At 43.4% G+C, this 21,955-nt stretch carries 17 protein-coding genes; 15 read left to right on the top strand and 2 right to left on the bottom strand.

Going from position 1 to position 21,955, the window contains the following annotated elements; all coding sequences use genetic code 11:
* Positions 1-22: 22 nt before the first annotated feature.
* The 15 genes from LJE12_RS06165 to LJE12_RS06095 all read left to right on the top strand — a co-directional run bounded on the left by LJE12_RS06165 (position 23) and on the right by LJE12_RS06095 (position 21,070).
* Positions 23-1,327, top strand: coding sequence for a stage II sporulation protein P (locus LJE12_RS06165; protein ID WP_022380110.1), 1,305 nt, complete (start codon positions 23-25; stop codon positions 1,325-1,327).
* A gap of 233 nt (positions 1,328-1,560) precedes the next feature.
* Positions 1,561-3,369 (top strand): translation elongation factor 4, encoded by a 1,809-nt coding sequence (gene lepA, locus LJE12_RS06160; RefSeq protein ID WP_022380111.1) that lies wholly within the window; start codon positions 1,561-1,563, stop codon positions 3,367-3,369.
* 101 nt (positions 3,370-3,470) lie between these two features.
* Positions 3,471-3,827, top strand: a complete 357-nt coding sequence (locus LJE12_RS06155) for a hypothetical protein (RefSeq protein ID WP_025578510.1) — start codon at positions 3,471-3,473, stop codon at positions 3,825-3,827.
* A gap of 29 nt (positions 3,828-3,856) precedes the next feature.
* A complete protein-coding gene (hemW, locus tag LJE12_RS06150) occupies positions 3,857-4,999 on the top strand; it encodes a radical SAM family heme chaperone HemW (RefSeq protein WP_227226648.1) in 1,143 nt (380 codons plus the stop codon).
* Positions 5,000-5,159: 160 nt separating this feature from the next.
* A complete protein-coding gene (gene uvrA, locus LJE12_RS06145; protein ID WP_118617085.1) occupies positions 5,160-8,000 on the top strand; it encodes an excinuclease ABC subunit UvrA in 2,841 nt (946 codons plus the stop codon).
* Between the two features lie 253 nt (positions 8,001-8,253).
* Positions 8,254-9,243 (top strand): rod shape-determining protein, encoded by a 990-nt coding sequence (locus LJE12_RS06140; RefSeq protein ID WP_008706145.1) that lies wholly within the window; start codon positions 8,254-8,256, stop codon positions 9,241-9,243.
* A 78-nt stretch (positions 9,244-9,321) separates the two neighbouring features.
* Entirely contained in the window at positions 9,322-11,586 is a 2,265-nt protein-coding gene (gene recD2 / locus LJE12_RS06135; RefSeq protein ID WP_227226649.1) for an SF1B family DNA helicase RecD2, read from the top strand.
* A 121-nt stretch (positions 11,587-11,707) separates the two neighbouring features.
* A complete protein-coding gene (locus LJE12_RS06130) occupies positions 11,708-12,412 on the top strand; it encodes a ComF family protein (protein ID WP_173698726.1) in 705 nt (234 codons plus the stop codon).
* 143 nt (positions 12,413-12,555) lie between these two features.
* Positions 12,556-12,990 carry a hypothetical protein gene (locus LJE12_RS06125; RefSeq protein WP_008706141.1) on the top strand — a complete coding sequence of 145 codons (435 nt, stop codon included), beginning with the start codon at positions 12,556-12,558 and terminating at the stop codon, positions 12,988-12,990.
* On the top strand, positions 12,987-14,084 hold the full coding sequence (locus LJE12_RS06120) for a hypothetical protein (RefSeq protein WP_025578502.1): 1,098 nt from the start codon (positions 12,987-12,989) through the stop codon (positions 14,082-14,084). The genes LJE12_RS06125 and LJE12_RS06120 overlap by 4 nt, the downstream gene beginning before the upstream one ends.
* 170 nt (positions 14,085-14,254) lie before the next feature.
* A complete protein-coding gene (cdaA, locus tag LJE12_RS06115; RefSeq protein WP_026648979.1) occupies positions 14,255-15,145 on the top strand; it encodes a diadenylate cyclase CdaA in 891 nt (296 codons plus the stop codon).
* Positions 15,120-16,442 carry a CdaR family protein gene (locus tag LJE12_RS06110; protein WP_173706314.1) on the top strand — a complete coding sequence of 441 codons (1,323 nt, stop codon included), beginning with the start codon at positions 15,120-15,122 and terminating at the stop codon, positions 16,440-16,442. The genes cdaA and LJE12_RS06110 overlap by 26 nt, the downstream gene beginning before the upstream one ends.
* A 52-nt stretch (positions 16,443-16,494) precedes the next feature.
* Positions 16,495-16,758: an HPr family phosphocarrier protein gene (locus LJE12_RS06105; RefSeq protein ID WP_118670132.1), complete on the top strand. Its 264-nt coding sequence runs from the start codon at positions 16,495-16,497 to the stop codon at positions 16,756-16,758.
* A gap of 70 nt (positions 16,759-16,828) precedes the next feature.
* Complete coding sequence (locus LJE12_RS06100) at positions 16,829-19,414, top strand: L,D-transpeptidase family protein (protein WP_226839603.1); 2,586 nt, start codon at positions 16,829-16,831, stop codon at positions 19,412-19,414.
* A 198-nt stretch (positions 19,415-19,612) separates the two neighbouring features.
* Positions 19,613-21,070 (top strand): glycoside hydrolase family 25 protein, encoded by a 1,458-nt coding sequence (locus LJE12_RS06095; RefSeq protein ID WP_227226650.1) that lies wholly within the window; start codon positions 19,613-19,615, stop codon positions 21,068-21,070.
* A gap of 91 nt (positions 21,071-21,161) precedes the next feature.
* On the opposite strand, the gene LJE12_RS06090 is transcribed toward LJE12_RS06095, so the two are convergent.
* Together LJE12_RS06090 and LJE12_RS06085 are read right to left on the bottom strand one after the other, a co-directional pair.
* A complete protein-coding gene (locus LJE12_RS06090) occupies positions 21,162-21,500 on the bottom strand; it encodes an EamA family transporter (protein ID WP_022380121.1) in 339 nt (112 codons plus the stop codon).
* On the bottom strand, positions 21,493-21,843 hold the full coding sequence (locus LJE12_RS06085; RefSeq protein WP_008706128.1) for a hypothetical protein: 351 nt from the start codon (positions 21,841-21,843) through the stop codon (positions 21,493-21,495). The genes LJE12_RS06090 and LJE12_RS06085 overlap by 8 nt, the downstream gene beginning before the upstream one ends.
* Between the last annotated feature and the right edge of the window lie 112 nt (positions 21,844-21,955).

Below are 21,955 nucleotides of genomic sequence, written 5' to 3'. Positions count from 1 at the left end.
GATAAGTCAAGAGGTGATCCATGTGACAAACGTTCAGAAAGCGTTCTGCATTCTGCTTAGCATGTGCTTTTTTGCCACTCTGGCAGTATTGCCAGGGACATTTTTTACAGGAGAAAATGTGTACAGGCATCTGCCCCTGTACCGCTTTCTGGAAAAAAGAGCTCATATGAGTTCCTATGAAGATATTGAAACTTATAAAAAAATAGCAGGAGAAAACGGAAAATATCTGGGAGAGCGTGCACAGTCCGAACAATTGCTGGCAGAAAAAGGTGAATCTGAAGAATTACAGATACCAGAATCTACACCGGTACCGAAAGAAACAGCAATTCCTTCGAAAACAGTAAAATCAGCGAAAATATCAGAGTCAGCGAAAATATCAGAATCAGAACAAACTTCAAAAAAATCAGACAAGACACCTAAACCGAAAAAGATAACTGCGTCACCGGAAAATCATGAAACGGACAAATCACAGAAGCCGCAAGAGTCAGCAGCGCAGAATGACCAAAATATTCAGAACAGCACAGAAACCATTGCTGCTGCAGTTCCTCATCCAATAATCGACCTGTCCCCCGAAAAACTGGCAGATTATAATTATCTTCTGGGACAATTCTATATCGTAGATTCCAACACAGAAGCAGATGCCGTACAGATCAATGCCGGGGATTTTCTGAAACAGGACTTAAAAATTACCAAAGAAACCGATACCCCTCAGATTCTGATCTATCACAGCCATTCGCAGGAAACCTTCGCAGATTCCAGAGAAGGGGAAGAATCCGACACGATTGTAGGAGTAGGAGATTATCTGACACAGCTTCTCACAGAAAACTACGGTTATCAGGTAGTCCATCTCAAAGAGCAGTTTGACATGGCAGGCGGTGAACTGGACCGCAGCGCTGCTTATGATTATGCCCGCGATTATCTGGAACCTTATCTTCAGGAAAACCCGGATATCCAGGTGATCATAGACCTGCACCGGGACGGCGTCCCTGAAGACCGGCATCTTGTAACAGAGATCAATGGAAAACCCACAGCTCAGATCCTTTTTTACAATGGACTGAGTTATACGACATCCAAAGGTTCCCTGGACTATCTGCCAAATCCATACATACAGCAAAATCTGGCATTCTCCTTTCAGCTGGAATACCAGGCAGCCCAATACTATCCTCAATTTTACCGGGGAATTTACCTTGCAGGTTACCGCTACAATCTCCATCTCCGTCCACGCTCCCTTCTCCTGGAAGCCGGAGCCCAGACAAACACAGTCCAGGAAGTAAAAAATGCCATGGAACCATTTGCCGACATCTTAGACAAGGTACTGCAAGGATAAATTCTATAGCAATTCCATAAAATAATGCAATCAAGACAGTTCAGCAGAGTGCGAAGGACAAGGAAGATACCTGCAGGCGTGCCGACGCACGGCAAAGATAATAATTACCAGGATGTTTCTGTGCGTCCATGTAGATAAATAGATGACAAACCCTTCCCCCATATGTTATAATACAAAATTAGCAAACCCATCAATTATAGTATATAAGAAAGAACTCAGGAGGGAATTCCTTAATGATAGACCAGAGCAAAATCAGAAATTTCTGTATTATTGCACACATAGACCACGGCAAATCCACTCTTGCCGACCGAATCATCGAAATGACCGGCACTCTGACAGAACGTGAAATGCAGTCACAGGTACTGGATAACATGGAACTTGAAAGAGAACGTGGAATCACCATTAAATCTCAGGCAGTACGAATCGTATACAAAGCCAAAGACGGCGAAGAATACATCTTCAACCTGATCGACACCCCCGGCCATGTAGACTTCAATTACGAAGTATCCCGAAGCCTTGCAGCCTGCGACGGTGCAATCCTGGTAGTAGATGCAGCTCAGGGAATCGAAGCCCAGACACTGGCAAATGTATATCTTGCCCTTGACCATGACCTGGATGTCCTTCCGGTCATCAACAAAATCGATCTGCCAAGTGCAGAACCGGATCGTGTGGTAAATGAAATCGAAGATGTCATCGGCCTTGAAGCCCATGACGCACCAAGGATTTCTGCCAAAACAGGACTTAATGTAGAAGAAGTCCTGGAACAGATCGTAACAAAGATCCCGGCACCTCATGGCGATGTAGATGCACCATTAAAAGCCCTGATCTTTGACTCAATTTATGATGCATACAAAGGCGTTATCGTATTCTGCCGTGTCATGGATGGCCGTGTGAAAAGAGGCACCCAGATTCATATGATGGCAACAGGCTTCACCACAGAAGTTGTGGAAGTCGGATACTTTGGTGCAGGACAGTTCATTCCATGCGAGGAACTGACAGCAGGCATGGTAGGATACATCACTGCGAGTATTAAAAACCTTGGTGACACTCGTGTAGGTGATACAGTTACAGATAAGGAAAGACCATGTGCAGAAGCACTTCCGGGCTATAAGAAAGTAAATCCTATGGTATACTGCGGATTATACCCGGCAGATGGTGCCAAATACGGTGATCTGAGAGATGCTCTTGAGAAGCTTCAGCTCAATGACGCCTCTCTGTTCTATGAACCGGAGACATCTGTAGCCCTTGGCTTTGGTTTCCGATGTGGTTTTCTGGGATTGCTCCATCTTGAGATTATTCAGGAGCGTCTGGAAAGAGAATACAACCTTGATCTTGTGACCACAGCTCCCGGTGTTATTTATAAAGTATACAAAACTAACGGCGAAGTTATCAATCTGACAAACCCAAGCAATCTGCCGGATCCATCAGAGATTGAATACATGGAAGAACCAATGGTAAATGCCGAGATCATGGTAACAACTGAATTTATCGGCGCCATTATGGATCTTTGCCAGGAACGAAGAGGGCAGTATCTGGGAATGGATTATATGGAAGAAACACGTGCGCTTCTGAAATATAAGCTGCCGTTAAATGAGATTATCTATGATTTCTTTGATGCCCTCAAATCCCGCTCCAGAGGCTATGCTTCTCTGGATTACGAACTCTGCGGATATGAGCGCAGCGAGCTTGTGAAACTGGATATTCTGGTAAACAAAGAAGAAGTGGATGCTCTTTCCTTTATCGTACATGCAGATACAGCATATGAGAGAGGCCGTAAGATGTGCGAGAAATTAAAAGACGAGATTCCCCGCCAGCTTTTTGAGATTCCGATCCAGGCAGCTGTCGGAAGCAAGATTATTGCCAGAGAGACAGTCAGAGCCATGCGTAAGGATGTACTTGCCAAATGTTACGGCGGTGATATTTCCCGTAAGAAGAAACTTCTGGAGAAACAGAAGGAAGGTAAGAAACGTATGCGTCAGGTAGGCAATGTGGAGATTCCGCAGAAAGCATTTATGAGTGTATTGAAACTGGATGATAAATAAAGTATGAATGGTAACTATTTGGCAGCCTGCTGTCCACATAACTGTGAAGGTACTGAACAGTTATCTGTGAATAGTGCTCATCTCAACAGAAGGTTAAAATATTGAAGAAAATGATTAAGCGAAAAACAGTTATACTATGTATGTTATTGCTTGGAATTTCTGTCTCCGGATGTGGGAAAACCAGGGAGGTAGATGAAGCGTCCTCCAAAGTGATCCAGATCAGTGTTGCGCCGGAAGAGACAAGTCCCACTCCGGCACCGGATCAGGTAGCTTCCGCAGCAGTTACCACCAATGGTAATCTGACAATGGTAAATACGTATCTGGCAGAGCAGGATGCAGCAGGTATCTCATCTGCGGAAAGTTCAGACAGCCAAAGTGATGCCGACAGTACAGATAACAGTGTCGACTCAGCAGATAACAATGAGCAAGACAGCAGTACATCAGATACTGAGGAATAGAAAACAGGTCATAACAGGAGCAGATTACAATGGAGAGAAGGAATATCACAGATTCTCCCATGGAAATCTATATCCACATTCCATTTTGCATAAAAAAATGTGATTACTGTGATTTCCTTTCCGGTCCGTCAGGTCCAAAGGAGCAGGCTGATTATGTAGATGCTCTGCTTGAAGAAATCAATGCAGCAGAAGAAGGAAAAGGAAGGAGTGTATCCTCTGTATTTATTGGAGGGGGCACTCCTTCTGTTTTGGATGAGAGATTCATAGGAGAAATTTTAAATCATATAAGACGAAAATTTCAGATTGCGGATCATGCTGAGATCACAATAGAAGTAAACCCGGGGACTGCAGACAGAAACAAACTGCAGGCATACAGAACATATGGAATCAACCGCCTGAGCATAGGTTTACAGTCGCCGGATGACAGAGAACTGAAGATCCTTGGAAGAATCCACAATTATGAGCAGTTTCTGGAGACTTACAGAAGTGCAAGAGAGGCAGGGTTCGACAATATCAATATTGATCTGATGAGTGCGATCCCGGATCAGACTTATGAAGGATGGATCCACAATCTTCGCACTGTTGCAGGACTGGATCCGGAACATATTTCCGCATACAGCCTGATCATTGAGGAGGGCACACCTTTTGCATCGCGGACGCTGAATTTGCCGGATGAAGATGCGGAGTACAATATGTATGAGGCAACAGCACAGATTCTGAGAGAATATGGCTTTGAGCAGTATGAGATTTCCAATTACGCAAAGAAAGGCAGAGAATGCAGGCATAACGTGGGCTATTGGATCCGACAGGATTATCTGGGGTTTGGCCTGGGAGCTTCCTCTCTTTATGGAAAGGAACGTTTTGCCAATACACAGGATATGAAAAAATATCTGGAAAACAGCAGAACTCCGGAAAAAATAAGAGAAAAAGAGCCGCCCCTCACCAGGGAGGATGAGATGGCGGAATTCATGTTTCTGGGACTTCGTATGACCAGAGGAATCTCAAAAGCTGAGTTTGAGCGGCAGTTTGGCAGTGAAATAGATGCAATATACGGGGATGTTCTGAGAAAATATAAGTCAATGAGACTGCTTTTGGAAGAAAACGGAAGGATTTTTCTGAGCAGAGAGGGAATTCATGTAAGCAATTCCGTTATGGCGGATTTTTTGCCGTAAACGCCTTGACGAACAAATGTTCCTGTATTATACTGATGCCATGAGGATTGCGGGGCAGCGAAACTGCGCACAATCCATGAATATCATAACATACGAAAAAGGTGTAACTGTCAAGGTAAGAAACAGTTATTATTTATAAATGAGAAACAGGAGGCCCACAATGGCAGCAGATACAACGAAGAAGCACTTTATCAGGATCAGAGGTGCCAATGTTAATAATCTTAAGAATTTAAGTGTGGATATTCCCAGAGACAAGTTTGTGGTATTTACAGGACTGAGTGGCTCCGGTAAATCTTCACTGGCTTTTGATACCATCTATGCAGAGGGACAGCGCCGTTATATGGAATCTCTCTCTTCCTATGCAAGACAGTTCCTGGGACAGATGGAGAAGCCGGATGTGGAGAGCATCGAAGGTCTGCCGCCGGCCATTTCCATTGATCAGAAATCTACCAACCGCAATCCACGTTCCACAGTAGGAACAGTGACAGAAATCTATGATTATTTCCGACTTCTGTATGCCAGAGTGGGAATCCCTCATTGTCCGAAGTGCGGAAGAGAGATTAAGAAGCAGACAGTTGACCAGATGGTGGACAGTATCATGTCTTTTCCGGAGAGAACGAAGATCCAACTTCTGGCGCCTGTTGTGCGGGGGCGCAAGGGAACTCATGCAAAGCTTCTGGAGCAGGCAAAGAGAAGCGGATATGTACGTGTGCAGATTGACGGAAACCTGTATGAGCTTTCCGAGGAGATCAGTCTGGACAAGAATATCAAGCATAATATAGAGATTGTGGTAGACCGTCTGATCGTGAAGCCCGGGATTGAGAAAAGACTCTCAGATTCCATTGAGACAGTGCTGGATCTGGCAGAGGGCCTTCTGATGGTAGATACTATGGATGGAAATATTCACAATTTCAGCCAGAGTTTCTCCTGTCCTGACTGTGGTATCAGTGTAGATGAGATCGAACCGAGAAGCTTTTCTTTCAATAATCCTTTTGGCGCCTGTCCGGACTGTCTGGGACTTGGGTATAAAATGGAATTTGATATTGATCTGATGATCCCGGATAGATCTCTGAGTATCCTGGATGGTGCCATTGTGGTCACAGGATGGCAGTCCTGCACAAATGAGGGAAGCTTTTCCAGGGCAATCCTGGATGCTCTTGCCAGAGAATATGATTTCAGCCTGGCAACACCTTTTGAGGAGTATCCGGAGAAGATACAGGACATTCTGATCAACGGAACTAATGGACATTCTGTAAAGGTTTACTATAAAGGGCAGCGCGGAGAGGGCGTTTACGATGTGGCGTTTCCGGGGCTGATCCGAAATGTGGAGCAGCGTTACAGAGAGACAGGCTCTGATGCCATGAAGCAGGAGTATGAATCTTTCATGCGCATTACTCCATGTAAAACCTGTAAAGGTCAGAGACTGAAGAAGGAATCACTGGCTGTGACTGTGGCGGATAAGAATATTTATGAGGTCACCAATCTTTCCATAGAGAAGCTGAAAGCCTTTCTGGCGGATATGCAGCTCTCCGAGCAACAGCAGCTTATCGGCAGACAGATTCTGAAAGAAATCAGGGCAAGGGTAAGTTTCCTGTCAGATGTAGGACTGGATTATCTTTCATTGGGACGTGCGACAGGAACTCTTTCCGGCGGCGAGGCGCAGAGAATCCGTCTGGCTACCCAGATTGGTTCCGGGCTGGTAGGAGTTGCCTATATTCTGGATGAACCGAGTATCGGACTTCACCAGAGGGATAATGACAGACTTCTTGGTTCTCTGATGAAACTGCGTGATCTTGGAAACAGCCTGATCGTTGTGGAGCATGATGAAGATACCATGCGTGCCGCAGACTGTATTGTAGATATAGGTCCCGGTGCAGGGGAGCATGGCGGACAACTGGTTGCCATGGGAACTGCAGAGGATCTGATGAAGAACGAGGATTCCATCACAGGAGCTTATCTGAGCGGAAAATTAAAAATTCCGGTACCTTTGGAGAGACGGAAGCCAACTGGTTTTCTTACTATCAAGGGAGCGGCAGAGAATAATCTCAAGAATATTGATGTGAAAATTCCCCTTGGGATCATGACCTGTATCACAGGAGTTTCCGGTTCCGGAAAGAGCTCTCTGATCAATGAGATTCTTTATAAACGTCTGGCAAGAGATCTGAACCGGGCAAGAGTGATTCCGGGAAAACATAAGGATATTCTGGGAACAAACCAACTGGATAAGGTTATCAATATTGACCAGTCACCTATTGGCCGTACTCCACGTTCCAATCCTGCGACTTATACCGGGGTATTTGACCAGATCAGAGATCTTTTTGCAGCAACAGCAGATGCCAAGGCAAAAGGATATAAGAAAGGACGATTCAGTTTTAATGTAAAGGGCGGAAGATGTGAGGCATGCAGCGGTGACGGTATTATCAAAATTGAGATGCATTTCCTTCCGGACGTATATGTACCATGCGAGGTCTGCAAAGGTAAGAGATATAACAGAGAAACCCTGGAAGTAAAGTATAAGGATAAGAATATTTACGATGTGCTGAATATGACGGTGGAGGAAGCACTGACTTTTTTTGAGAATGTTCCTTCTATTAAAAGAAAGATACAGACTCTTTATGATGTAGGACTTTCCTATATCCGGCTGGGACAGCCGTCCACAGAGCTTTCCGGAGGAGAGGCACAGAGGATCAAGCTTGCCACAGAGCTGAGCAAGCGCAGCACAGGTAAGACTATCTACATTCTGGATGAGCCTACCACAGGTCTGCATTTTGCGGATGTGCATAAGCTGGTGGAGATTCTGAAACGATTATCGGAGGGCGGTAATACAGTAGTTGTGATCGAGCATAATCTGGATGTGATTAAGACCGCAGATTATATCATTGATATCGGACCGGAGGGCGGAGACAAAGGAGGTACCGTAGTTGCTCAGGGAACTCCTGAGGAGGTGGCACAGTCACCGGTTTCCTATACCGGAAAATATGTAAAGAAATATCTGAAATAATCTTGAAATCATATTGCAGGACTTTCTTTTTAAATGGAAGTTGTATATAATAGAAGAGATTATTTATAGCAATTCTCGTAAATAATATATTTTGATCCGGCTTATCAGGATGTGAAGCCCTGTTGGACTGTTTTGATCGCATTATTTTATGGAGTTGTTATAACTAAACCGGATAAGTCCCCGGTAGAGACTGTAAAAAGTAATGATCAGTTGAAGGGGATGAGGAGAACGTAAGAACAGAAAGGGGATTTCCATGCCGACAAGTGATATTGGAATTGACCTGGGAACCAGGAACAGTCTGGCTTATTCTACAGGAAAGGGGCTTGTGCTAAATGAGCCTTCGATCGTAGTTTATGATAAAAATACAGAGAAGATACGTGCGATCGGTGAAGAAGCCCGTCTGATGGAAGGGCGCATTACTTCAGATATGGAGATCATCCGTCCCATCAGACAGGGCGTGATCGTTGATTATACAGTTACAGAGAAGATGTTGAAATACTTTATATCCAGAGCAATAGGAAGAAGAGCTTTCCGCAAGCCCAGGATCAGTATCTGTGTTCCCAGTGGAATTACAGAGATTGAGAAAAAGGCAGTGGAGGAAGCAACCTATCAGGCTGGTGCCAGAGATGTCTATATGGTGGAGGAACCTATAGCTGCGGCAATCGGAGCCGGGGTGGATGTGACCAAGCCCTTTGGAAATCTGGTCGTAGACATTGGAGCCGGAACTTCGGATGTTGCGGTTATCTCTCTTGCGGGGGTTGTGGTTTCCGCTTCTGTGAAAGTTGCAGGGGACACTTTTAATCAGGCTATACTGAACTATGTGAGAAAGAATCATGGACTTTTTATCGGAGAAGATATGGCAGAGAAGATCAAAATTCAGATTGGTACGGCTATAGAGGAATCAAATCCGAGAACAATGGAAGTAAAGGGGAGAAATGTGATCACCGGTCTGCCGAAGACAGTGACACTTACCTCAGAAGAAATACGTGTGGCGTTAAAGGATGCTACAAGCCAGATTGTGGAGACTGTTCATGGAATTCTGGAAAAGACACCGCCGGAACTGGCTGCGGATATTGTAGACAGAGGAATCGTACTTACAGGCGGCGGTGCCCTTCTTCATGGGATGGATACACTGATCGAGCAGAGAACCGGAGTAAGTACACTGACTGTGCAGGATGCAATGAGCGTGGTCGCAGTGGGAACCGGTAAGTATGCAGAGGTAATGGCACGTTTTGACGGATAAAGCAGGAGGTACTGCACAGTGCAGTGCCTTTTTGCGTTGTCAGAGGATCAAAGAAGCAGGAGGTGTGGAGAAAAGCACATGAGTGAAACTGTCACAGGATATATAGATCATGTTATTTTCAGAAATGAAGATAACGGATATACAGTTATGGTACTGAAAGGTACAAAAAAAGAGGAAGAGCTGACCTGCGTGGGAAGTTTCCCTGCGATCACACAGGGGGCATCTATTGAAGCAACCGGAGTATATATCCATCATCCGGTATATGGCAAACAGTTTCAGATCAGTTCTTTTACAGAGAAGATGCCGGAGGATACATATGGAATAGAACGTTATCTGGGTTCGGGCGCCATTAGGGGAATCGGTGCTGCACTGGCTGCCAGGATCGTGCGGAAGTTTGGAGATGACACACTCCGTATCGTAGAAGAAGAGCCGGAGCGGCTTGCAGAGGTAAAGGGAATCAGTGAGAAAAAAGCCCGGGAGATCGCTGCGCAGGTAAGTGAGAAGGCAGAGATGCGAAAAGTAATGATCTTTCTGCAGAAATATGGGATTTCCCTGAATCTGGGCGCAAAGATTTATCAGAAATATAAGGAATCTGTCTATACGATCCTTCAGGAGAATCCTTACAGACTTGCGGAAGATATTTCCGGTGTGGGATTTAAGATTGCTGATGAGATTGCTGCCAGAGTCGGTATTCACGCAGACTCAGATTACAGAATCCGCAGCGGAATGCTGTATACTCTTCTGCAGGCTTCGGGAGAAGGACATACTTATCTTCCGAGGGAACAGTTATTTACAAGATGTGCCAGACTTCTGGGAGTAGATGAATCCTATATGGAGAAACACCTTATGGATATGGTTATTGACAGGAAGCTGGTGCTGAAAGAAAAAAGCGGAGAAACTATCGTTTATCCGGCACAGTATTATTATCTGGAACTGAACACTGCCAGGATGCTTAATGAACTGAATATTGTGTGTCCTGAGGATAAAGAGCTTGTCAGGCACAGAATTGAGCTGATCGAGAAAGAGACAGGAACTGTTCTGGATGAAATGCAGAAGAGAGCAATCACTGAAGCAGCGGATCGTGGACTCTTTATTCTTACAGGAGGCCCCGGTACAGGTAAAACGACAACGATCAATGCGATCATCCGCTTTTTTGAGGGAGAAGGTGCAGAGATTCGGCTGGCTGCACCTACCGGACGTGCTGCAAAGAGAATGACAGAGACTACCGGATATGAGGCGCAGACAATTCACCGTCTGCTGGAACTGAATGGAATGCCGGAAGAAGAGAGGGACGGGCATTCAGCTAAATTCGAGAGGAATGCGCAGAATCCGCTGGAGGCAGATGTGATCATTATTGATGAAATGTCTATGGTGGATATCCATCTGATGCATTCTCTTCTTCTTGCAGTGGTAGCAGGAACCAGACTGATCCTTGTGGGGGATGAGAATCAGCTTCCGAGTGTAGGCCCGGGCAATGTGCTGAGAGATATTATCCGAAGCAGATGTTTCCCTGTAGTGGAACTGACTAAGATATTCAGACAGGCATCAGAGAGTGATATTGTTGTAAATGCTCATAAGATAAATAAGGGAGAACAGGTTCAGATCAATAATAAGAGCAGGGATTTCTTTTTTCTGAAGAGATATGATGCAGATATCATTATAAGAGTAGTGATCGCGCTGATCCAGGAGAAACTGCCGCGCTATGTAGATGCCAAACCCTTTGAGATACAGGTACTGACACCTATGAGAAAGGGACTTCTGGGAGTAGAGCGGCTGAATCAGATTCTGCAGAGATACCTGAATCCGCCGGAAGACGGAAAATCCGAGAGGGCGGTTGGAGACCGGCTGTTCCGCACAGGGGACAAGGTCATGCAGATCAGAAATAATTATCAGATGGAATGGGAAATCCGGGGACGATATGGGGTTGTCATTGAGAAAGGCGTGGGAGTATTTAACGGAGACACCGGAATTCTCAGGGAAATCAATGAATTTGCTGAGACAGCAGAAGTGGAATTTGAGGATGGACGTTTTGCAATGTACTCGTTCAAACAGCTGGAGGAACTGGAACTTGCATATGCTATTACAATCCACAAGTCTCAGGGATCTGAGTATCCGGCAGTCATACTTCCATTGCTTTCCGGACCACAGATGCTTTTAAACAGGAACCTTCTTTATACCGCAGTTACCAGAGCAAGAAAATGTGTGACAGTTGTGGGAAACGAGGAGACCTTTGCAGAGATGATACGCAATGAAAAACAGCAGAAGAGATACAGTGCACTGGATGAACGGATCAGAGAACTGAGTGAGACTACAGGGGATAATCATACAGATGGTGAAGAATGATATTGCAGACTGTGATCTGATGACTGAATAATAACAGAGAAAAATTTATTCCGATAATATGAGAAATACAGAAATACAGAGGATAGCAAAACAGAGAGTAAAATAGTGGAAGGAAATGGAAATGAAACGGTTTCTGAACATGGTTGCTGATATTTTTTACCCGAGATGCTGTCCGGTCTGTCAGAAAATACTGGCAGATCAGCGAAGGATGATCTGTCCGGAATGCGAGAAAGAACTTCGTCCGATTGGTCATCCCAGATGCTATAAATGTGGAAAAACCATAGAAACAGGGGAATACTGCAGAGACTGTCAGAAACACAGGCATGTGTATGAACAGGGAAGAGGTATTTTTGTCTATGATGACATAATGAGAAGATCTGTTACCAGATATAAGTACTATGGATGCAGAGAATACGGTGATTTTTATGCCAGAGCAATGTATCGATATGCGCAGAAAGAATTGCGGGAATGGAAGCCGGATCTGATCGTGCCGGTTCCCGTACACAGGTCGAAGGAGCGGCAGAGAGGTTTTAATCAGGCTGCATATCTGGCGGAAAAACTCGGCCATTATACCGGGATTTCCACAGATGTCAATATTGTGCAGAAAGTCTTAAAGACAAAGTCGCAGAAAAAACTGAATGCTTTGCAGAGAAGAAAAAACCTGGAAAAAGCGTTCTGCGTGACCGGAGATGTCAGGGGAAAGAATATCCTGGTGATAGATGATGTGTATACAACAGGAAGTACGATCGATGCAATGGCCGGATGCCTGAAGAGAAAAGGTGCCGGAAATGTTTATTTTCTTACGGTTTGCATAGGCAGGAGATAAGAAAAAACACTTTTCATACATAATGATATATGTTACAATTAATCTGTATGATTATATGAATGATATCAGGTTGTTGCTGAGAACAGAGTGAACAGTAATAGCGGATTATAGCAAAAGGAAAAGCATACAGTAAGGAGTAATTTATGTTAAATGAAGAGAAGATAAAAATCATGAATAAACTTGCCATGTATGAACAGGGTGAAGGAAAGAAATATCTTCCGGTCAGCAGGTACTACCGTAGTGATTATATCGGACTTGCCATGATTAAGAATTTTTTCCTTGTTACGATTGGGTATTGCCTGATTCTGGCCGGTATCGCAGCATATTTTGCTGAATATCTGATAGATAATGTTCATAAGATGAACCTTGTTTCACTGGGCGTGGAAGTTATTCTGGGGTATGTGGCAGTGCTGGTACTGTTTTCTGTCCTGACATATATCCAATATACGGTGAAATACCATAAAGCAAAGAAAAGTGTGAAAAATTATTATGAAGAACTTACACAATTAAGTAAAATCTACGGTCGCGAAGATAAAAAATCTTCAGCCAGAGGAGTTACAGGAGGATATAAAAAATGACAGCATTACTCGAATTAAAACAGCGAATAAAGAATTTATACAGCCAGTATGAGATTTATATCCTGCCTGTCTTACGTTTTGTTCTGGCAATGGCTTATTTCATATGGATCAATACCAATATGGGATATATGAAGCAGATCGATAATATATTTATTGTTCTGATCCTTGCACTGATCTGTTCCATTCTTCCTTCGGGTGTAATGATTTTTGTAGGATTTGCCCTGATGGTCGCACATGGTTATGCACTGGGGATAGAAGTTGCAGGTTTTATGCTTGTGCTGATCCTGTTTATGGCAATTCTCTTCCTGAGATTCAGTTCAGACAATAATTTAGTACTTGTATTTACACCGCTTTCCTTTGGGTTCAGTGTTCCGACGCTTCTTCCTATCGGAAGCGGACTTTTGTGCAATGCGTTTTCTGCACTTCCTGCAGGCTGCGGAGTGATTATTTACTATTTTATCCGTTTTATACGTGTACAGCATAAACTTCTGGAAAACCCGGATGTTGCCATAGCTGACAAATTAAAACTTCTGACAGATGGAATCGTGCAGAACTGGGGAATGTGGATCACAGTGATTGCCTTTATCGCAGTGATTCTGCTGGTGAATCTGATACGTACCCGCTCTTTTGACTATGCATGGAGAATTGCCATTATTGCAGGTGGAGTTGTGTATGTTCTGATGATTATTGCAGGTGGATTTTATTTCAGACTGGATATTGATGTTGTTACGCTGATTATTTATACAGTGATCTCCGTGGTGATAGGATTACTTCTTGAATTCTTTGTATTTGGTGGTGACTATACCCGTACCGAGAGACTGGAATATGAGGATGATGAATATTATTATTATGTAAAAGCAGTGCCGAAAGCCTGTGTCACAACATCTGAAAGAAGTATAAAGAAGATTAACGGAAGTTCCGCAAAGGATGAAAGACCGGCACAGGATAACGTTGTTTCTTATGCGAATCCTATTTTTCATGGTGATGAGAAAGCAGTGACGACAGATGAGGCTGCAGCACCTGTAGAGAGAAAGAAAGATATTGACAGCGTGGATTTTGAGAAGAAACTGGAAGAATCATTAAAAAATCTGTAAAAAGCAGTTTCCGGTAACGATGAGACATACGAGCCAAAATTCCATTGCCGCAGGCAATCTGGAATGAATTTTGGCTACGTTACTGTGAACGGAGTGAACAGTAACACAAAATCCACTGAAAACATTTTTAACGATAAGGTATATAAAAATGATAAGGAAAGGAGAGCCATATGCAGGAATTTTCAGGAAATTTGATAGAGACATTATCAAGACTGGCATTTCCTAAGATTGGGATTATAGATATCATACAGATTGCACTGATCGCTTTTTTTGTATATCAGTTCATGGTATGGATCAAATATACTCATGCATATACACTTCTGAAAGGAATACTGGTCGTTCTCCTCTTCATTCTGATCGCGTATATTTTCAGGATGAATACGATTCTGTGGATTTTTTCAAATCTGGCAAGTACACTGATCGTAGGTGTGATCGTTATTTTTCAGCCGGAGCTCAGAAAAGTTCTGGAACAGCTTGGACAAAAGCGGATCATGGCTTCACTGATACCTTTTGATGCAGGTAAAGAGGTGAAGGAAAGATTTACGGATAAAACCATCAGTGAGCTGGTCAAAGCATGTTTTGATATGGGAGAAGTTAAGACCGGAGCACTGATTGTAATTGAGCAGAATGAGCTGCTGACCGATTATATAAGAACAGGTATTAATCTGGATGCAATCCTTACCAGTCAGCTTCTGATCAATATATTTGAACATAACACACCACTTCATGACGGAGCTGTTATTGTAAGAGAGAACAGGATTGTGGCTGCAACATGCTATCTTCCACTGTCTGATAATATGGAACTGAGCAAACAGCTTGGAACGCGGCACAGGGCAGGTGTGGGGATCAGTGAGCAGACAGATTCTGTTACGATCATTGTATCAGAGGAAACCGGTCAGGTATCTGTAGCGCAGGGAGGAAAGCTGATCAGAGGTGTAAACAGTGCAAAACTCAGAGAAATCCTGGTCAGAGCGCAGAATAAGCAGGTTGTAGACAACAGCAAACTTCGCCATTTACTGAAAGGAAGAGTGAAGCATGAAGAAGCGAAAAATAACAGATAATATACCTCTGAAAATCATGTCTGTCGCAATAGCTGTTGTGCTATGGCTGATCGTTGTAAATATAGATAATCCGACAGGAACCAATTACTATACGCTCAATGATGTGGAACTGATCAACAAGGAATATGTGGAATCTTCAGATACCATCGGTAAGATGTGTATGCCGGAACAGAACCAGGATTCCATAAAAGTCGCGATCACTGCAACCAAGAAGATCAGAGACAAGATCAAAGTCACAGACATCTCTGCGGTAGCTGATCTTCAGCAGGCGGTAAGCCTGGATACAAATCCGGTTATGGTTCCTATTACCGTTACCTGTTCTGTACCGGGGGTATCTCCCAGTGATATCAAAGTTACTCCTCAGAATCTCAGTGTAAATCTTGATGAAAAAGAGACACAGGAGTTTGTGGTAAATGTCAGCAGAGGTGATACGAAACCGGGCAAAGATTATGAAGTAGGAAGTCTGACTGCCAGTCCGGAGAAAGTAAGGATTACAGGTCCGAAGACGCTGATCAATAAAATAGATAAGGTAAATGCTTCCATTGAACTGGATGGGAATACAGAGGATTTTACACAGGATGTAAACCTTACGATCATTGATAAGAATCAGGAGGTACTTACCGATTCTGAAATGAATTCATTGCGGATTGAGAATAATGCAAAAGTAACAGTGACTGCAAAATTATGGAAAATCCACCAGGGAGTACAGATATCTGCAGGTTATGTAGGAACACCGGCTGAAGGATATCAGGTTGGGGCTGTGAGAACAGTGCCGGATACGATCAGTGTAGCAGGCAGTGCAGAAGGTCTTGAAAGTCTTGCGGATAATAATAATGTGATCACTATACCGGAAGACAGTATTGATATTTCCGGTGAATCCAAAGATGTGGAGAAAAAAATCAGTCTTACGAATCTTCTGCCGGACAATGTGAAACTTACCAGTGACTCCAGTGAAGATGTATGGGTAACTGTAAGTATTCTTCCGGCCGGAAGCAGAGAGTTTGAATTTCCGACTAAGAATATAGAGGTTAAGAATAAACCGAAAGATCTGCAGGTAACATTTGAGACTGCGCAGATAGAAGTGCGGATCAAATCAGATAACAAAGATCTGGATGATCTGAATAATGACAAAGACATTAAGGCATCTATAGATCTGGATGGCAAAAAAGAAGGAAGTTATGAAGTCCCGGTTGAGATAGTCTTGCCGGATGGTTATGAGACAGTGGAAGATGTGACTACGGAAGTAGTGATTTCATCAGGGACTGCTGTTGATGACAGTAAGGAAAACAAGGAATAAAAGAATTCTCCACTTACAGAAGGGGTAGTAACAATACAAGAGGAACAGTGAAATGGTCAGTAAAAAAGTGACAGTTAAAAATCCCACAGGTCTTCATCTGAGACCTGCGGGGATTTTGTGCAATGAGGCAATGAAATACCAGTCACAGATAACATTTGTCTACGATGGGGGCATGGCAAATGCAAAGAGTGTACTGAGTGTACTTGGTGCATGCGTAAAATGCGGAAATGAGATAGAACTTACCTGTGAAGGTGTTGATGAACGGGAAGCCCTGGATCATCTTGTTGCTGCTATTGATAGCGGCCTTGGCGAGTAGAAAGCTGCTGTGCACAAACAGAGTGAACAGTAACCATAAAGTAACATGACTAAAAGAGGAGGAACTTATTGTGAAAAGAAGATTAGTTGCGGTTACATTGAGTCTTATTATGACAATGGCAACTGTCAGTGAAGCAGGTGCTGCTGCATTTACTTCACCTGATACAGCTTTGGCTGTTGCCACACAGACAGATGCAGAAGAAGTAAATGTTACAGAAGAAACTTCTGAAACAGAAGCAGACGCTTTTTCAGATGGAGATGATGGGACAGCAGTACCATCACAGGAACAGACAGACGACGCATTTACAGCGGGAACGGATACGGCTGCTTCATTGCCGGACGAGACGCCGTCAACAGCAGATGCTACGGATGCCGTTGGAGCCGCTGTAGTGAAAGCTGAGGACTGGGTAAGCACAGAGAAGGGCTTTAAACTGCGCAAACCTGCAAAAAATCAGGATGCAGCAAATACAGATGATCAGAAAGCAGCAACAGCAGAACTACCCGATGAGGAGATGCCGTCTGAGACTGACGAATTCACAGGAGATCAGACAGAATCATCTGAAACAGCAGTGGCTGAAACAGATACAACAGCTGTGACAGCAGAGGTTACAGCAATGGAAACACCAGCAACAATGGATACAGTGTCTGTAACAAATGCAGAATTTTATACAGCGGCAGACGGAATTGTAAAGGTCAGCACAGAGTATAAAGGGGAAATCCATACAGGATATTATCTGTTTGATGAAGAGGGAATCCTTGTAACAGGACAGGCTGAAGTAAAAGAAAACTCTTCAGCTGATGAAGAACCGGCATCAGATGCAGCTCAGTCAGCAGGAGAAGATGCTGCAGGGGAAGAAACAGAAGCCCAGACAAATCAGTCTTATTTTACAACTGCAGACGAGGCTGTTGTTTATACCGGATGTGAAGGAGAAGAGATAACTCCATATACATCTACAGTAGGTCAGCAGGAGAAGAGTGTATGGAAATGGACAGGAACATATTTCCAGTACTACGATGAGAATGGTAATCTGGAGACAATTGCACAGCTTGAAGCGAAAGCAAAAGCAGAAGGTACATATACCGGATATTTCAAGATCAATGAGGATTATTACTGCCTCGATTCTGAAGGTAAGCCACAGACAGGAGAGATCACCCTCACAGTTAACGGCGAATCAAACCTGTATTATTTTGATCCTGCAAGCAGCGACATCCCCGGAAAAATGTTCCACAATGGATGGCTTCGCTCAGATACCACTAAGGGAGAGCGCTGGCTGTATTTTAAAAAGGGAAGTGTTCCTGCAGATATAGGTAAATATTATAAGCGTGGCGTAGTTGCCACAGCTATTCCGGAGAAAGGAACCGGAAGTTATTTGCTGGATGCCAATGGATATGTTCTGAAATCAGTGATGAAGAAGGCTCAGAATGGTGCATATTACTGTACCGACAGTAACGGCCAGATTTATAGAAATAAACTTGTAAAATACGGCAATTTCAGATATTATTTTGGTTCAAACGGAAAGCGGGCAACCTGGACAAAGAGATGGGCAAAAGCAGGCGATCATTACTATTACTTTGGAAGTACTCCGGGTCGTGTTGTTGAGAAACATGGCTGGCAGAAACTTGTCAGCACCAGTGGCAAATTCCTTGGCTGGCTGTATTTTGATTCCAATGGAAATCATTATACGGATAAGTGGACTTCCGCAGGTTATTATTTTAAGCCATCAGGAAAGCTTGCAAGCGGTTTGACAGAAATCGATGGAAAGAAATATATATTTGAATCATCTACATCCGCAGAACACAAAGGTAAAGTATATAAGAGCACAATGGTGCGCTATAAAAAGAAATGGTATATCGCATCCTCTAAGGGAAGCCTGTATAAGAGTGGATGGAGAAAATACAGCGGCAATTACTATTATCTTAAAGAATGTGTGGTTCAGACAAATCAGTTTATGAAAAAGAATGGAGTAAACGGTTATCTGGATGCAAACGGTAAATATACAACAGGATGGGTAATTGTAAGTAATGCTAACAACCTGGTGAGATATATCGATCCGTCAGGAAACGGATTTGCAAGAAATAAGAGTATGAGAGTTAATGGAATTCTGTATTACTTTGACAGTAACGGATACCGCATCACTGATCTGACAAACAGATACAGAGGACCGTATTCTGTTCAGGTGGACAGAGTAAACGGAGTTATGACTGTTTATGCTGATTCAGCCAGAACAATTCCTGTTAAGACGATCAGAGTATCTGTAGGTTTACCGGGAACACCAACTCCAACCGGTAACTTTACACTGAGCAGAAGTCTGAGGTGGCAGCCTCTTATGGGACCGTCCTGGGGACAGTATGGAACTCATGTAAACGGTGCCGGACAGGGAGGAATCTTTGTTCATTCTGTAGCCTGCGGTCAGGCAAACTCATATAATCTTCCGGCAGTAGAGTACAATAAGCTTGGATCTCCTGCATCACATGGATGTATCAGAGCCTGTGTGGCAGATGCGAAGTGGGTTTATGAGAACTGTAATGGCGCATCCATCAGTATTATTGACGGTCAATATAAAGCAGATGATGCAATGAAAGGACCTCTTGGAAAGAAAGCACTGACCCCGTTAAGGGGAGCTGGTAATTTCGATCCTACAGATCCGGCTGTCTGATCCGGAGGTTTCTGTCAGGATAACCAGAATTGCTATAGAAATGAAATATACAAAACGGCTGCACAGAGCAAGAAGTGTGCAGTCGTTTTTGGTTATATATCAGGGATTATCTTGCGGAAATGTAATATAGTATGTATAATAGTTAACAGTATTGTAATAAAATGGACGTTTATTAGAAGACAGGACAGGAGTAGAAAGATGAAAAGAGATTTTTTTAAAATCAGAAAAAGGATCATGGTTGGTTGTCTGACAGCTGCGATAGCTGTAGCGCAGCCTGTAAGCTCTGTTTTTGCAAATCCGCATTATGACAGACGTGATACAGTGGCTGAGGAGGAATTTATTTATTCTGCAAGAACTTCCGGTACAGAGTCATCAAGAAAAAAAGTGAATCCCAAAGCATGGAAAAAGATCAACGGTGTCTGCTATAACGGAAGTGGTAAAATCATTCCGGGTGCGATAACCAGAGGCATGGATGTCTCTGAATGGCAGGGCAATATTGACTGGAAACAGGTGAAGAAGTCTGACATAGATTTTGCGTTTGTCCGGATCTCCTATGGCCTGACTCACGAAGATTATACCTATGATGAGAATATGACAAATGCAGAACTTGCCGGAGTACCCACGGGCACCTATGTGTACAGTACAGCCTTATCGACAACTACCGCATTAAAGGAAGCACAGCTTGCCATCAGCAAAATGCAGGGTTACAAGGTTTCCTATCCGGTCGTATATGATCTGGAGTACGCAAAAGCAAGTAAGCTCTCTGCAAAAACAGTCTCAGAGATGGCACTGACCTTCTGCAATGAAGTGCGCAGGGCCGGATATTATCCAATGGTTTACTGCAATACCAACTGGTATGATAATTACATAGACTGGTCCTTATTATCAGGAGTGGATGTATGGATCGCAAGATATGGGGACACGATTCAGGCACCTGATAAGGAACGGTACAATTATACAATATGGCAGTCCACAGACGGTAACCGGGAAAGCGGACTGAACAGTACCAGCGGACTGGTAGCAGGAATCCCTGCAGGCAATGATGTTGATATGGATTTTGGCTATGTGGACTATACAAAGAAAATTACGCCGAGATGGAAATCTCTGCATTCCTATGTTCCGGCAATGAAACCCGATACAGGCAGCAATGATGGAAGCCAGGAACAGACAGGACTTCATCAGGAAAATGGAAAATACTATTATGTCAATGAAAATGGCGAACGTGTGTCAGATCAGTGGGTAACTGTAAATGGAAAGACCTATTATATCAGTTCTGATGGTTATGCTCTGATGGGAATGAAGAAAGTAGACGGGAAATGTTACTGGTTCCATACAAAGTCCGGATATATGTTTAAAAACCGCCGCGTGACCAGATCTACCGGTGATATCTACTATTTTGGAAGCGACGGTGTACGCTGCGAGAATGGAATGTACAAAATCAGGGAAAAAAGTGGGGAGCACACCTATTATTTCCAGAAAAACGGAAAAGCGCATAAGGGATGGCTGACACTGAATGGTAAAAAATACTATTTTTACAAAGGCAGTTCCGCACTTTCCGGTACGCGTGCCGAGAACATTACACTGACCAGTTCCAACAGGATTGTATCTGTGTTTGATGGAAATGGAGTGTGTACCAGACAATATAAAAAGCAGTAAAAAATATTGAAACATATAAAAAGATCCTGCAGCTGTGGCACTGATGGAAATTCTGCAACAGCTTCGGGATCTTTTTATGAAATTGCCGTAATTAAAGCGTATAGATCAGGATACCTGCAATGATGATCAGGTTTCCCATGATTTTTCCTTTCGTGATTTTTTCCTTCAGAATGAAATGAGAGAGAAGCAGGACAAACACATAGGCGGCAGTATCAATGACAGGACCATAGCGCATATCTACTTTTGTATAACACCATGTATTGAGGAGGAGGATCAGCATATATATAGTGTATGAGAGAATCACCCGGAAATTGAGATATTCCCTGATTCGGTTTTCGTATCTGATATTTGCGCTCTGTTTCAGAAGTATCTGTGAAACAGCGGAAAAAAATGTTCCGCTCAACATGATTAAAATAAATGTTCTATTCATATCTCTGCACCGTCCATACTCCAAATAAAACCACCAGAATACCTATGATATTCTGAATAGAAAGATTTTCATGAAAGATCAGCACTGCCCATATCTGCGACCACAGAAGATAAACACTTTTATTGGCATAGGCAGTAGACAAAGAGAATTTCTTGATGACCTGCTGCCAGGTGATGGCGTAGATTCCGCAGTTGGCTACCATCAGGAACAGGAACAGGTAAAGCAGAGGACTGCTGAGACCATGTTTATTATACTGAACAGATGCAGCTTTGGAAAAAACACTTGTCAGTGAAAACAGCAGGATATTCAGATGAAGTTGTATGTAGTCTTTGAGTTTTGACATAATACCTCCGGGCGATAATGGTATTTTACGGATTTCGTCCAATAGCCTGAAAGAGCCTGAAAGCTGTCGGACAGTAACTATTTTACATAAAAAAGCAGGGAAGTCAAGGTTT

The sequence above is a fragment of the Blautia sp. DFI.6.71 genome (genome assembly GCF_020593585.1).
Taxonomy (GTDB): domain Bacteria; phylum Bacillota; class Clostridia; order Lachnospirales; family Lachnospiraceae; genus Blautia_A; species Blautia_A wexlerae.
This window is presented reverse-complemented; position numbering and strand designations above follow the sequence as displayed.